Source organism: Corallococcus llansteffanensis (assembly GCF_003612055.1).
Classification (GTDB): Bacteria; Myxococcota; Myxococcia; order Myxococcales; family Myxococcaceae; genus Corallococcus; species Corallococcus llansteffanensis.
Map to the genome: position 1 here is coordinate 1 of NZ_RAWB01000286.1, position 12,818 is coordinate 12,818.

Here is a 12,818-nt window from a genome sequence, read left to right on the forward strand (position 1 = left end):
GGAGTGGCCACCCGGGGGGATGTGGGTGGGAGGCGCTCGTTTGCCTGACTACCTTCGGATGGCGAAAAAAGACCAGCAGCCGGCGCGGTTCGCTGCTTAACTTCTGAGCCAATGAACGACGACATGACTCGCGAGCGCCTGGGACTTGGACTGCGGGAGGTGGAGCCTTCGCCGGCCCCATTGGTCCCGGTGGTGTCCCTGGCGCACTCGCTGCAGCAGGCGCTTCAGGGCGCGGTGTTCCCTCTCACGGCGGAGCAGTTGACGTGGGTGGCGCGGGAGAACGAGGCGCCGTCGCACGTGCTGTCGCAGCTGGGCGCGCTGCCCCGGGGACGTTTCCCCTCCGTGGAGGCCGTGATCCACGCCGTCGAGGACCTCACCGCCTGAATCGGGCGCGTCCCCTCGGTGTGCCCTTCGATGCTCGCCTCCGGCCCTGGGTACAAGGTACCCCCAGGCGCGCGGTCGGAGGTGCGCGTTATCTTCGGCGCGACCAGCCTGTCTTCCGGATGAGGAAGCCACGGTCTGGAGGAGCTCCATGAACGCCTCGGACCTGCCCGCCGTGCTGTACGTGGACGACGACGCCCTCAACCTGAGGGTGTTCGACGCCAACTTCGGGCAGCGGTTTCGCATCTTCCGGTGCTCGTCCCCCAACGAGGCCCTGGCGCTGCTGGAGCAGCGGCGCGGGGAGATTGGCGTGGTGCTGTCGGACCAGCGCATGCCGGGGATGACGGGCGTGGAGCTGCTGGAGCGCGCCCGCACCATCGCGCCGGACGCCAAGCGCATGCTCGTCACGGCGTACGCGGACATGCAGGCCGTCATCGACGCCGTCAACCGCGGCCAGGTGACGCGCTACTTCGTCAAGCCGTGGGACCGCGCGGAGCTGCTGGCGGCGCTGGAGGACGCGCTCAAGATTGCCCGGCTGGAGCTGCGCATCCGCGAGGTGGAAGGCCGGATGATGAAGTCCGAGCGTCTGGCCACGCTGGGCCAGGTGACGGCGGGCATCGCGCACGAGCTGATGGGGCCGGTGGGCTACCTCACGCAGAACGTGTCCTCGCTCCAGCGCGACATGCACTGCGTGGTGCAGTACGTGTCGCGCCACCTGACCACGGATCCGGACTCGGAGGTGTCCTCCACCATCGAGGACCTGCCGTCGCTCATCAAGGACCTGTCGGAGGGCGCGGGCCACCTGCGCGAGGTGGCGCTGGGCCTGCGCGCCCAGGCGCGCGGCGAGGACATGGAGGCCACCGCGGACGTGGCCGAGGTCGTGTCCTTCGCGGTGAAGCTGGCGCGGGCGGAGGTGCGGGACAGGGCGCGGCTGACGAGCAGCGGCGACCCCGTGCGCATCGTCTTCGGGCCGGTGAAGCTGTGCCAGGTGCTGCTCAACCTCATCGTCAACGCGGCGCAGGCGATGGAGGGCACGGGCCGCCCGGGCCGCATCGACGTGAAGTGGGCGGCGCGCGACTCGGAGGTGGTGCTGTCCGTGGTGGACAACGGGTGCGGCATCCCGCTCGCGTTGCAGGAGCGCGTGTTCCAGCCGCTGTTCACCACCAAGCCCGTGGGCATCGGCACGGGGCTGGGCCTGTCCATCTGCAAGGAGCTGGTGACGCAGTTCGGAGGTCAGCTCCGCCTGTCGTCCACGCCGGGCGAGGGCACTGAAATCGAGCTCATCTTCCGGCGAGCCCCGCCCCCTTGAGCCCGAAGGCGTTGTGCAGCAGGCGCCACACCCGGTGGAGGGTTTCACCCTCCGAGGGCCTCACGTCCCGCACCAGCAGTGCGCGTCGAGGTGCTTCTTCCGGGCCGTACTCCACCACCAGCGAGTAGCCGCCTCCCGACGGCTGGACGATGTGCACCGCGCGCACGTCATCGAAGGGCAGCGTCTCCGTGCGCGCGGCCCCCGGCGCCCACGCCAGCGTCTCCAGCCGCAGCGACTCCGTCTTGAAGTGCAGGACGAAGCGGCGGCGCTTGAGCCGCGCCTCCAGCAGGAGTGCGCCCGCCACCAGGGCCCCCGCGAGGAAGAGCATCAGGGCCGCGGCGCCCGGCGTCCGGGAGGCGTCCTGGACGAGGAGCACCAAGCCCACCACCGTGCTCACCCCGGCGAGGCCCAGGCAGAGCGATGGCAGGAGCCTCAGCGTCCAGGGTGGCGGCAGGGACTCACCCACCAGCCGTCCTCCGTCGTAGAACAGCCGCACGTCGCCCAGCAGCGGCGGCACCCGGTTCTCCCGGAGCGCGTCTTCGAAGCTCACTGCGCGAGCATAGGCGGACCTCCCATTTCCCACCCTCGAAGTTGGACGTGAGCTGTGCGATCCTCCCAATTCATGGATCTCCCGTTCGAGACCGGCGAAGGTGAAGGGGAAGGGCGGGGGACGCTCGCCTCGAAGGTGCTGCTGGTGGATGACGAGCCGGTGGTGCTCGACATCTGCGTGCGCCTCCTGGGGCGTGAAGCGGACCTTGTCGTGTCCCCCGTGGGCAGCGCGGAAGAGGCGCTGGTGCTCTTGAAGGACCAGCGCTTCGACGTGCTGGTGACGGACAAGAACCTGCCCGGCATGGGCGGGGTGGAGCTCATCGCGGAAGCGCGTCGGATGCAGCCCGCGCTGGAGGCGGTGATGATCACCGCCTACGCCAGCTCCGAGTCCGTCATCGCCGCCTTCGCCGCCGGCGCCAGCGACTACATCCTCAAGCCCTTTGACGACCTGCGCGTGCTGCGCGCCAAGGTGCGCGGCGCGCTGGAGCGCAGGACGGAGCGCGTGCGCACGCGCAACGGCGCCCGTGAGGTCGCGCGTCAGGCCGCGGTGCTGCTGGACGCAGGCCGCGACGCGCCGGAGCCCGCGCACGTGGCGCTGGAGATGGAGCTGCGCAACTACGAGGAGGCGGTGCGCCTGGGCCAGCAAGGCCACGTGGCGGTGGTGGGCAGCAGTGAGGCCGTGAAGGTGCTGCAGGATGCGCATTTCGAGGTGGTGGACCTGCCGCCGTACTCGCCCCAGCTGGAGGGCGCGGACGTGGTGGTGGTGGAGACCGGAGACCCGCAGTGGCGCACGCTGGCCGAGCGCCTCCAGGGCCGCTCTCCCGACGTGGTGCTCCTGGCCGGCGCGGATGCCGACCTGAGCGACCTGCTGGAGGCCATCACCCTGCGCATGGACCTGGTGGGCTACGGGCAGGCCAACGCCGCCCGCGTCCTGCCGGAGAAGGTGCGCATGCTGCTGATGCGCCGGGGCATCCAGCGGGCCCAGGAGCGGCTCACGGCCGCGCTGGACACCTTCCGCCAGAGCATCACCGCGGCCTGAGCGGCGGGGCGCGAAGCCGCGCCTCCCCGAGCACTCCCGAACCTCTGGCCTTCGTGGCCGGGGGAGGGGCGCCCGTGGCACCGCGAGCCCGCAAAAGCGAAACGCCCACCTTCTTTTCAGAAGGTGGGCGTCTCGGTGTGACCCTGCCGGGATTCGAACCCGAGTTTGAGCCGTGAGAGGGCTCCGTCCTAACCACTAGACGACAGGGCCGGCTTTCCTACAACCGCGCCTTTGATGCCGACGCTTCCTACGTTTTCTGGTTGCTGACGTCAACCAGGAACTTCAGCTGGGGAACTAGGATTCGAACCTAGATAAGCAGAGTCAGAGTCTGCTGTCCTGCCGTTAGACGATTCCCCAAAGAGCTGCGGGACCTGCGACTTCGGGCGCTTCTACTACCCACTTCCGTGCTCGACTTCAACTACTTCGTTTTCCTGACCGGCTTGGTGTCCTTCTTCGCCGGTTTCGCCGTCCCCTGCGCCGGGACGACGTAGATGCGAACCTCTTCGTTCGCCTCGTAAATGTTCAACCCCTCGAAGTTCTTCCCCGACGGGTTGGAGATGTGCACCGCCTTGACGCCCGGCTGGTTGACGATCGACCGCCTCGGGTAGCTCGAGGACGGATAGACCGTCTTGTAATAGTCGAGCGTCGCCTCGAAGTCGCGCGATGCCCGGTACCGGTTCTCGCCCACCTTCTGGGCGCCATCCGGGATCTGGGCGCCGTTCACCAGCTCGGCGCCCGACGCCGTTGCCCAGAGGGCCAGCAGCACGGCCCCGAGCGGGCGCGCCTTATAGAAATGGGGTCGCAGGCTGTCAAGCGGTCGCGTCATCGCCGGCCAAGATAGGGCCCGGCGTGTCCCGCGTCCACCGTCAATCTCACCCACCGCGCGCGAGCGCCACGTCGATGCGCCGGAGGGCTTCCTCGCGCCCCACGAGCAGCAGCGTCTCCCCGATGCCGGGGCTCGTCGTGTTGCCGGTGATGGCGACGCGCAGGGGCTGGGCCACCTTGCCCATGCCCACGCTGGCCGCCTCGCTCACCGCCTTCACCACGCCGTCCAGCGGCTCCACCGTCCAGGTGGGCAGCGCGTCCAGCTTCTCGCGGGCCTGGCGCAGGAGTCCCAGCGAGTCCCCGGTCAGGTGCTTGGCCGCGGCCTTCTCATCCAGGGTGACGCCGGTGCGGAAGTAGATGGACGCGGTGTTCGCCATCTCGTCCAGCGTGCGCGAGCGCTCGCGCAGCGCGACCACCAGCGGCTCCAGGCGCGCGTCGCCCCGGGCCTGGAAGCCGCGGGCCTCCAGGAAGGGCGTCAGCCGCTCGGCGACGAGCGCGGGGGGCAGCAGCTTGAACCACTGCTGGTTGAGCCACTGGAGCTTCTCCGGGTTCCACACGCCGGAGGTGCTGCCCACGCCGTCGAAGTCGAACCACTCCACCATCTGCTCGCGGCTGATGACCTCGTCGTTGCCGTGGCCCCAGCCCAGGCGGACGACGAAGTTGAGCAGCGCCTCCGGCATGATGCCGGTGCGCGCGTGGAGCATCACGTCCGCTTCCGGGTGCTTGCGCTTGGAGAGCTTCTCGCGGTCCGGCCCGAGGATGAGCGGCAGGTGCGCGAAGTCCGGCGGCGTCCACCCCAGCGCCTTGTAGAGCATCAGCTGCGGGAAGGTGGAGTTGATGTGCTCCTGGCCGCGCGCCACCAGGGTGATCTCCATCAGGTGGTCGTCGATGACGCAGCCGTAGTTGTAGAGCGGGATGCCGTCCGCGCGCATCATGACCCAGTCATCCAGGTCCGAGTACGGCTTGGTGATGACGCCCAGGACTTTGTCGTCGTACGACACCTCGCCTTCCCCCGTGGGCATGCGGAAGCGGATGACCGCGTCCTCCAGCTTCTTGCCGGCGGGCGGGGCCTTCAGCTCGTAGCAGGTGCCCTCGTAGCGGTAGGCGCGGTTCTCCTTCTCCGCCACCTCGCGACGCACGGCGATCTCCTCGCGCGTGCAGTAGCAGCGAAAGGCCTTGCCCTCGGAGATGAGCTGGTCGGCGTGGGCGCGGTAGGTGTCCAGCCGCTGGGTCTGGAAGTAGGGGCCGTGGGCGCCCTCCTTGCGGGGGCCCTCGTCCCAGTCCAGGCCCAGCCATTTCAGTCCGTCCAGGATGGCCTCGACCGACTCCGGGGTGGAGCGCTCCTGGTCCGTGTCCTCGATGCGCAGGATGAAGGTGCCGCCGTAACGCCGCGCGTAGAGGTAGTTGAACAGCGCGGTGCGGGCACCTCCGATGTGGAGGTATCCAGTAGGAGACGGAGCGAAGCGGACGCGGGGTTTGAACGGGGCCATGGACAGGCGCGCGATAGCAGGAGGGATGCACGAGGGTCAACGCAAGCCGCCCCTCTTGTCCGGTGCGCTCTTGAAAGGCTGAGGATAGGCTGCGTTGCCAAGGAGACTTTCCATGTCGATTCGACGTTCAGTTCGCACGTTGGTGCTGGCCGCCCTGCTCGGCGGGCTTCCCGCGGGGGCCACGACGATGCTGCGCGCGGACCTTCCCCAGATGGCGCAGGCTTCCGACGCGGTGGTGCAGGGCGTCGTCCGGCGCGTGCAGAGCCGGTGGAGCGGGGACAATCAGCGCATCGTCACCGACGTGGAGATCCAGGTCACCGAGTCGCTCAAGGGGCAGCCCGGCGGCACGGTGCTCGTCACCCAGCCGGGCGGTCGGGTGGGCGACATCGGGCAGGTGGTGAGCGGCCTGGCGTCCTTCTCCGAGGGCGAGGAGGTCGTCGTCTTCCTGGAGAAGAAGGGCGCGACGGCGTTCCGGCTCGCGGGCATGGCGCAGGGCAAGTACCAGGTGCAGCGCTCGGCTTCCGGCACCAGCGCGATGGCGGTGCCGGCGTCCACCGGGGATGCGGTGCTCATCGATCCGAAGACGCATCAGCAGAGCGTGTCGTCCGCGAAGCCGGTGACGCTCGAGCAGCTGAAGACGGCCATCCGCGCGGCGCTTCAGGCGCAGCAGGGCGCGCCCGCGACGAAGGGGACGAAGTGATGGGCGCGCTCGCGTCGTGGGTGGTGCTGGCGGTGGCGCTGGGACAGAGCTCCGCGCCGTACGTGCGCAGCCGGGTGTCGCCGGGGGATGAATCCACGCAGTGTCTGTACTGGACGCAGTCGCGCGTCGTCTGGCAGCAGAGCACCGTGGGCAACCAGCGGGTGACGAACCACACGGAGTTCAAGGCCATCTCCGACTCGTTCCAGAGCTGGCAGGACCTCTTCGCCAACTGCGGCAACCTGACGCTGGAAGAGGGGCCTCGGGTGAGCAGCCGGAAGGTGGGCTACGAGCGCACGGGCACGAACATCAACCTCATGCTCTTCCGCTCGCGCAGCTGCCGCGAGGTGGTGGACCCCAGCGACGCGTGCAACACCCTGGACACCTGCGCGAACACCTACGACTGCTGGGATGACAGCGACGGCACCATCGCCATCACGCTCACCACCTACGACGAGCGCACGGGCGTCGTGTACGACTCCGACATCTCCTTCAACGCCGCGCGCTTCAACTTCACCACCGGCAACGGCGGGCCGTGCGGCATCGTGGCCACGCCGGACTGCGTGGAGACGGACGTGCAGAACACGGCCACGCACGAGGTGGGCCACTTCGTGGGCCTGGACCACACGCTGGCCACCGGCTCCACGATGAACCCCAGCGCCCCTCCTGGGGAGACGGAGAAGCGCTCCATCGATCAGGGCTCGAAGGACTTCGTCTGCGCCGCGTACCCCAAGGGCAGCGCGAGCAAGCCCTGCTTCCCGGTGCCGGGCAACGGCAACGGCAATGGCGATGGGGACGGCGATGGGGATGGGGACGGAGACGGCTGCGCCACGGCGTCGGGAGGCCTGGCCGTGCTGCCGCTCCTGGCCGCCGCCTCGCTGTTCACGCGCCGCCGCCGCAGGGGTGGGCGGTGAGTCGTCGCCTGCTGCTGCTGGCGGTGCTCCTGGGCGCGGCGGCGGCGGGCGCGCAGCAGGACTACAAGCGCACGCTCGTGCCGGGCCGGCCGCTGTGTCTGGTGTGGCCGGGGCGTGACTACGTCTACCACCTGGACGCGGCCGGCAGCACGCGCACGCCCGGAGACACGGAGTTCGCCGCCATCGAGGCCGCCTTCGATGCGTGGCGGACGCTGTCCGCGACGTGCAGCGACTTCCGCTTCATCCGGGGCGAGGACTGGCGACAGCGGGTGGACGTGGGCTACGACGAGGAGCACCCCTTCGACAACTACAACGTCGTCACCTTCCGCGAGCGCGACTGCCAGGACGTCGCTCCGGCCGACGACGCGTGCTGGGAAGAGGAGACGTGCGGCAACGTGTACCAGTGCTGGTCGCACGGGGGCGCCACCATCGGGCTCACCACGTCGTCGTTCAGCTTCAAGGACGGGCACGTGGTGGACTCGGACATCGAGCTCAACGCGGCCGAAACCGATTCCGGCCCCACGTTCCTCTTCACCACCGTCAACGGCCCCCCGTGCGAGGGCGTGCCCGCCACGAACTGCGTCGCCACGGACCTGCAGAACACCATGACGCACGAGCTGGGCCACGTCGTGGGGCTGGACCACGTCTTCGCCGCGGGCTCCACCATGGAGGCCACCGCGTCGCAGGGGGAGACGGCTAAGCGGGTCATCGACGCGGGCTCCGCCGCGGGGTTCTGCTCGGCCTATCCTCGCGGCCTGCCCCCCACCCAGTGCCGCATCCCGGAGGATCCGGGCCTCAAGCTGGTGGCGGAAGGCAAGGGCACCGGCTGCGCCGCCACCGCCGGGGGCCCGTCCGTGGCCGCCGTGCTGCTGTGGGCGGCGGGGCTTGTCCGGCGTCGCCGGAGCGGGCGGGCAGCGGGGCTGGCGTCCGGTGGGCATGAGGCTGCCGCGGACGGGCCGCGCGGTTAGACTGTGAGCGTGGCTGTCGCCTTCTTCGACCTGGACCGGACGCTGCTCGCCGCCAACTCCGCGTCGCTGTGGGTGCGGCGTGAGCTGGCGCTGGGGCACATCTCCCGCTGGCAGGCCCTGCGCGCCAGCCTGCTGCTCGCGCGCTACCACCTGGGGTTCGTGGCCATGCAGGACGTGCTCGTGCGCGCCACCGCCCTGCTCACGGGCTCCGACGCGCGGGACCTGGAAGCGCGCTCCGCCGACTTCTACACGGAGCAGGTGCGCGGCCAGTACCGGCCGGGCGGGCTGCTTGCCCTGGAGGCCCATCGGGAGGCAGGCGACCGGCTCGTGCTCCTGACGTCGTCCTCGGGCTACCTGTCCGACCTGGTGGCGCGCGAGCTGCGCCTGGACGGCGTGCTGTGCAACCGCTTCGAGGTGGACGCGGCGGGGCTCCACACCGGGCGCGCGCTGGGGCCCATCTGCTTCGGCGAGGGCAAGCGGCTCTACGCGGAGGCCACCGCGAAGGAGGCGGGCGTGCCGCTGTCCGCGTGCGCCTTCTACACGGACTCGTATTCCGACCTGCCGGTGCTGGAGGTGGTGGGGCGTCCCGTGGTGGTGAACCCCGACCACCGCCTGCGACGCGAGGCCCGACGGCGGGGCTGGCCGGTGGTGGACTGGGGCGTGCCTCCGGGAGGCGCCGCCCCGTCCGTCCCACCCTCACCGCCGCTCCTGCCCTCCACCGGTCCGTAGGACGCGGTGGAGGTGACGACGGCTCCTCGCTTCAGCGGCGCGGGGAGACGAGCCGCATGGTGAACGTGTAGTCCACGTTGACCGGGCGGCCCTGGTACTGGATGGGCTTGTAGACGCGGGACTGGAGCGAGTCGAGCACGGCCCGGTCCATGTGCTGCACCATCTTCAGGATGCGGCAGTTCTCCACGCGGCCCTTGCTGGTGATGGTGCAGCGCACCGCCACGAGCCCCTCCGCCTTGATGGCGAGCGCCTCGCGCGAGTAGGCGATGGTGCGGCCCTCCTCCAGCATCACCGGCCGCTCCATGGCCTCGTTGAAGGGGATGATGGCGTCAGCGCGGACGGGCGCGAGCGCGCCCGTCGTCAGGGACGGCACCGCGAGGCTGCCCGCCGCGCTCACCTGCGTCGTCGCGGCGGATGCGCCCAGCGAGCCCGCGGACTTGTCGCTCACCGCGGCGGCGGGGACGACCATCGCGGACGGGTTCGCCTGCGCCTGCATCATCACCGGCGCGGCGAGCCCGCCCTGCGTCACGGGGGCCAGGTTCTCGAAGTCCTCGGGCGTGGAGGCGTTGGCCAGCTCCACGCGGCCAGGCCGTTCAGCGCCACCCCGGCGCTTCGTCAGCTTCTGCGACAGCACCACCTCGCCGGAGCCGCCGGTGACGACCGTCTCCGTCTGGTAGCCCTCCAGCACGAACGACAGCTCCGCGGTGATGCTGCCCTCGCTGCCCAGCGGCAGCTCCAGGACGAAGGGCGTCGTGCCCCGGTCCTTGCCCTTGTAGAAGACGCGCGCGCCGGACGGCTGGCTCATCAGCCGGAAGCGCACCTTGCCCGCGCCGGGCGCCACCGGGGCCTCCGCCACCGCGGCCTGCGGTGCGGGGGCCGCCACCTGCGCCGCCGCCTGCGCGGGCTTCTCCTCCGGACCGCCGCGCAGGAAGAACATCATCGTGCCGACGAGCCCCGCCACCACCACGCCACCGACGAGGCCGCCCATCAGCAGCGTGCGCTGCCGGGCGCGCTGGACGTCGCGCGGCACCTCCACGCTGATGTCCATCTCGAGCCCGTCCGCCGCGTCGTTGTTGCCCACGTTGGAGAACAGCGGCGAGGCGTAGGGGCCCGTCGTCGGCGGAGAGGGGTAGGGGCCCGTGGTGCTCGTGCCGCCCATGCGGCGGAACACGCCGCTGCTGCCGCCCGCGGACATGTGCGCCTCGCGCAGGCCCTCCAGCAGCTCGTCCATCGTCTGGTAGCGCCGGACAGGGTCCTTCTCCAGACACCGGCGGACCACCATCTCGATTTCCGGCGGCACCGCGAGGTCCGGGCGCATGGCCTGGAACGTGGGAGGCGGCTCCTTGTAGTGGGCGAAGATGAGCTCGATGTGGTCGCGCGCGATGAACGGCGGGCGGCCCATCAGCATCTGGAACAGCATGATGCCCAGCGAGTACACGTCGCTGCGCGCGTCCGCCACGTTGCGCGCCTGCTCCGGGGCCATGTACTGCGGCGAGCCCAGGAACGTGCCGTTCTGGGTGATCTCCGGGCTGACGGGCCCCTCCTGCGGCGCCACCGACTTCACGAGCCCGAAGTCCAGGACCTTCACCAGCTCCTGATCCGACTCGCTGAGGATCATGATGTTCGCGGGCTTCAGGTCGCGGTGGATGATGCCCAGGCTGTGCGCCTCGCGCAGCGAGCGGCACACCTGCTGCGCCACCGACACCGCGCGCGCCCACGGCAGCGGGCCCACCTGGCCGAGCACCTGCGCGAGCGTGCGACCCTCCAGGTACTCCATCGCGATGTAATAGATGCCGTCGTCCGTCTGCCCGTAGTCGATGACGGTGACGGTGTTCGGATGCCGCAGCTTCGAGGTCAGCGACGCTTCACGAAGGAAGCGCTTCTGGAAGCCCGGATCACGGCTGCTCGGGAAGTTGGGGTTGAGCACCTTGAGGGCGACCACGCGCTCGAGCGGTGCCTGCAGGGCGCGGTACACCTTGCCCATGCCACCCACGCCCAGGGGCTCCAGAATGCTGAAGCGGCCGTTCAACGTCCGGCCGATGAGCGGATCCGTTCCCGGCGCCTCGGGACTCGGGGAATCGCTCTTGATCATTCGTGTCCCCTTGAAGCAGGCAGCATGGTTTCTCCGTCAAACGCGACAGGTGTTCATCCAAGCACAACTCCACGGTCGGGCGCACCCCATGGGGGTCGGTAATCCACCACGTCGGGGCATCCGGGACCCTGCCCCCAGGGGCTGGGTCGGAGGGGGGAACTTCCGGCTGCCCCGCATTGCGTTGGGAGGCCCTCCCGGTTTACCGTTTTTATCCCTGCCTGCCTCGGGGTGGGCGGAGTCTCCTGATGGCCGAAACCCCCAAAGCCCCCGTTCAATCACAGGTGCGCCGTGCCTCCGTGCAGCAGCGGCTGAGCGCGTTGGAAGCAGAGCAGGTGTTGCTGCGGCAGGAGCTTGCTTCCCTGCAGGGCGAGCTGCGCTTGCCTGGTCTCTACCTCACCGTGGAGGCAGGCGGCACGTCCGCGCTCGTGCCGGCCCGGCATGTCCAGGAGGTGGTCCGGCTGGTCGCGTTGGATGCGCTGCCCGGCGCGCCTCCGCATGTGGCGGGCACGTTCGTGTACCGCGGCAGTCCGGCGGTGGTGGTGGATCTGGCGCGGCTGCTGGGCGTGAAGCGCGTGCCGGATCTGGACTCGCACCTGGTGGTGGTGGACGCGGGCCGCACGGTGGCGCTGCTCGTGGACCGCGTGCGGGACCTGGTGGAGACGCCGGTGCTGCTGGACGGCACGCCCGGGGGTGAGGAGGCGTTGCCGTGGGACGGCACCGGGCTGATGGCCGGGCTGTGCCGCACGCCCGAGGGCCTTCGCCCGCTGCTGCGCACGAGCGCCGTGCTGGCCGGGATGGAGGGCCTGTGAGCGAAGGGCTCCTCGACGAGGTCACGCTCGCGAAGGTCGAGGAGGTGCTCCAGAGCGCCTGCGGCCTGACGCTCGCGAGCAGCCTGCGTCGTTCACTGGAGCCTGCGTTGTCCCGCGCGGCGTTGGCGCGCGGCCTGTCGGAAGCGACGTTCCTTCGCCAGCTGCTGATGCGGGATCCGGCGGCGGTGGAGGCGTTCATCGAGCACGCCGTCATTGGCGAGACGTACTTCTTCCGTCACCCGGAGCACCTGCGCGCGCTGGCGCTGCGGGCCCGCATGCACGCGGGCGGCACCTTCAGCGTGTGGAGCGCGGGCTGCGCGAGCGGCGAGGAGCCCTACAGCATCGCGATGGCGCTGATGGCCGCGGGGCTGGGAGAGGCGGGGCGCTTCCGCGTGCTGGCGACGGACGTGTCCGGCCGGGCGCTGCTGCGCGCGAAGGCCGCCGTGTACAGCCCGTGGTCGCTGCGGCGCATCGAGCCGGACCTGGAGCGGCGCTTCCTCACCCAGCACGCCGGCCCCGCGGGACAGGACCCGCACCACACCGTCGCGCCGGAGGTGATCCGCACGGTGGACTTCCGCCGCCACAACCTGGCCACGGACGCGGTGCCGTCCATGGGCTTCCAGGCCATCTTCTGCCGCAACGTGCTCATCTACTTCACGCCGGAGCTGGTGCGCGCGGTGCTGGCGCGGCTGGTGTCCGCGCTCGCGCCGGGGGGGCTGCTCTTCGTGTCGCCCGCGGAGGTGCCGCTGACCAACGGGATGGGGCTGGAGACGCTGGACGCGGACGGTACGCCCGTGCTGCGCGTGCCTCCGGAGCCGTTGTGGGGCTCGGCCTCGCTGGAGCCCATGGCCGCGGCGCCCCGCCGGGACACGCCGACGTCCCTCACCGCCGCCGCGCTCCGCCGGGAGACGCCGGTGCCCGGCAACCTGCTGCGGCTGGAGCCGCGCCGTCTCACGCCGCCGCCCGTGCCCGGCCCCTGGGCGCTCAAGCCCGTGACGCCGGCCCCGGTCCCGACC

The 12,818-nt window shown here is 70.5% G+C and carries 13 protein-coding genes and 2 tRNA genes; 9 read left to right on the forward strand and 6 right to left on the reverse strand.

Going from position 1 to position 12,818, the window contains the following annotated elements:
• Positions 1-123 precede the first annotated feature (123 nt).
• Together D7V93_RS24750 and D7V93_RS24755 are read left to right on the forward strand one after the other, a co-directional pair.
• Positions 124-384, forward strand: a complete 261-nt coding sequence (locus tag D7V93_RS24750) for a DUF2795 domain-containing protein (protein WP_120645761.1) — start codon at positions 124-126, stop codon at positions 382-384.
• A 148-nt stretch (positions 385-532) separates the two neighbouring features.
• On the forward strand, positions 533-1,690 hold the full coding sequence (locus D7V93_RS24755; protein ID WP_120645751.1) for a sensor histidine kinase: 1,158 nt from the start codon (positions 533-535) through the stop codon (positions 1,688-1,690).
• On the opposite strand, the gene D7V93_RS24760 is transcribed toward D7V93_RS24755, so the two are convergent.
• A complete protein-coding gene (locus tag D7V93_RS24760; protein WP_167509495.1) occupies positions 1,662-2,240 on the reverse strand; it encodes a hypothetical protein in 579 nt (192 codons plus the stop codon). The genes D7V93_RS24755 and D7V93_RS24760 overlap by 29 nt on opposite strands.
• A gap of 72 nt (positions 2,241-2,312) precedes the next feature.
• Between D7V93_RS24760 and D7V93_RS24765 the strand changes: the two genes are divergently transcribed.
• Positions 2,313-3,278, forward strand: coding sequence for a response regulator (locus tag D7V93_RS24765; protein ID WP_208723140.1), 966 nt, complete (start codon positions 2,313-2,315; stop codon positions 3,276-3,278).
• Between the two features lie 138 nt (positions 3,279-3,416).
• On the opposite strand, the gene D7V93_RS24770 is transcribed toward D7V93_RS24765, so the two are convergent.
• The 4 genes from D7V93_RS24770 to gltX form a co-directional block, all read right to left on the reverse strand.
• Positions 3,417-3,488: transfer RNA gene (locus D7V93_RS24770), tRNA-Glu, on the reverse strand.
• 76 nt (positions 3,489-3,564) lie between these two features.
• Positions 3,565-3,635 (reverse strand) — tRNA-Gln (locus tag D7V93_RS24775).
• 61 nt (positions 3,636-3,696) lie between these two features.
• Complete coding sequence (locus tag D7V93_RS24780; protein ID WP_120645754.1) at positions 3,697-4,104, reverse strand: hypothetical protein; 408 nt, start codon at positions 4,102-4,104, stop codon at positions 3,697-3,699.
• A gap of 46 nt (positions 4,105-4,150) precedes the next feature.
• Positions 4,151-5,593, reverse strand: a complete 1,443-nt coding sequence (gene gltX / locus D7V93_RS24785) for a glutamate--tRNA ligase (RefSeq protein WP_120645755.1) — start codon at positions 5,591-5,593, stop codon at positions 4,151-4,153.
• A gap of 112 nt (positions 5,594-5,705) precedes the next feature.
• Here gltX and D7V93_RS24790 point away from each other — a divergent pair, with 112 nt between their 5' ends.
• Genes D7V93_RS24790 through D7V93_RS24805 form a run of 4 tightly spaced genes read left to right on the forward strand, consistent with a single transcriptional unit; the run spans position 5,706 to position 8,901 of the window.
• A complete protein-coding gene (locus tag D7V93_RS24790) occupies positions 5,706-6,293 on the forward strand; it encodes a hypothetical protein (protein ID WP_120645756.1) in 588 nt (195 codons plus the stop codon).
• Entirely contained in the window at positions 6,293-7,204 is a 912-nt protein-coding gene (locus D7V93_RS24795; protein ID WP_120645757.1) for a myxosortase-dependent metalloprotease, MXAN_2677/MXAN_2678 family, read from the forward strand. The genes D7V93_RS24790 and D7V93_RS24795 overlap by 1 nt, the downstream gene beginning before the upstream one ends.
• Entirely contained in the window at positions 7,201-8,172 is a 972-nt protein-coding gene (locus D7V93_RS24800) for a myxosortase-dependent metalloprotease, MXAN_2677/MXAN_2678 family (RefSeq protein WP_120645758.1), read from the forward strand. Before D7V93_RS24795 ends, D7V93_RS24800 begins: the two co-directional genes overlap by 4 nt.
• A gap of 9 nt (positions 8,173-8,181) precedes the next feature.
• Positions 8,182-8,901, forward strand: coding sequence for an HAD family hydrolase (locus D7V93_RS24805; RefSeq protein ID WP_120645762.1), 720 nt, complete (start codon positions 8,182-8,184; stop codon positions 8,899-8,901).
• A gap of 31 nt (positions 8,902-8,932) precedes the next feature.
• Here D7V93_RS24805 and D7V93_RS24810 read toward each other — a convergent pair whose 3' ends face one another.
• Entirely contained in the window at positions 8,933-10,993 is a 2,061-nt protein-coding gene (locus D7V93_RS24810; protein ID WP_120645759.1) for a TonB family protein, read from the reverse strand.
• A gap of 245 nt (positions 10,994-11,238) precedes the next feature.
• On the opposite strand from D7V93_RS24810, the gene D7V93_RS24815 reads away from it, so the two are divergent.
• On the forward strand, positions 11,239-11,802 hold the full coding sequence (locus D7V93_RS24815; RefSeq protein ID WP_120645760.1) for a chemotaxis protein CheW: 564 nt from the start codon (positions 11,239-11,241) through the stop codon (positions 11,800-11,802).
• Positions 11,799-12,818: CheR family methyltransferase (locus D7V93_RS24820; RefSeq protein ID WP_244237489.1), on the forward strand; the 1,020-nt coding region annotated here is incomplete at its 3' end. The genes D7V93_RS24815 and D7V93_RS24820, both read left to right, overlap by 4 nt.

Bases quoted from the DNA above. Each gene is read 5' to 3' on its own strand.
- D7V93_RS24755 (WP_120645751.1), top strand. From the start codon at position 533: ATGAACGCCTCGGACCTGCCCGCCGTGCTGTACGTGGACGACGACGCC.
- D7V93_RS24790 (WP_120645756.1), top strand. From the start codon at position 5,706: ATGTCGATTCGACGTTCAGTTCGCACGTTGGTGCTGGCCGCCCTGCTC.
- D7V93_RS24810 (WP_120645759.1), bottom strand. From the start codon at position 10,993: ATGATCAAGAGCGATTCCCCGAGTCCCGAGGCGCCGGGAACGGATCCG.
- D7V93_RS24750 (WP_120645761.1), top strand. From the start codon at position 124: ATGACTCGCGAGCGCCTGGGACTTGGACTGCGGGAGGTGGAGCCTTCG.
- gltX (WP_120645755.1), bottom strand. From the start codon at position 5,593: ATGGCCCCGTTCAAACCCCGCGTCCGCTTCGCTCCGTCTCCTACTGGA.
- D7V93_RS24765 (WP_208723140.1), top strand. From the start codon at position 2,313: ATGGATCTCCCGTTCGAGACCGGCGAAGGTGAAGGGGAAGGGCGGGGG.
- D7V93_RS24780 (WP_120645754.1), bottom strand. From the start codon at position 4,104: ATGACGCGACCGCTTGACAGCCTGCGACCCCATTTCTATAAGGCGCGC.
- D7V93_RS24815 (WP_120645760.1), top strand. From the start codon at position 11,239: ATGGCCGAAACCCCCAAAGCCCCCGTTCAATCACAGGTGCGCCGTGCC.
- D7V93_RS24795 (WP_120645757.1), top strand. From the start codon at position 6,293: ATGGGCGCGCTCGCGTCGTGGGTGGTGCTGGCGGTGGCGCTGGGACAG.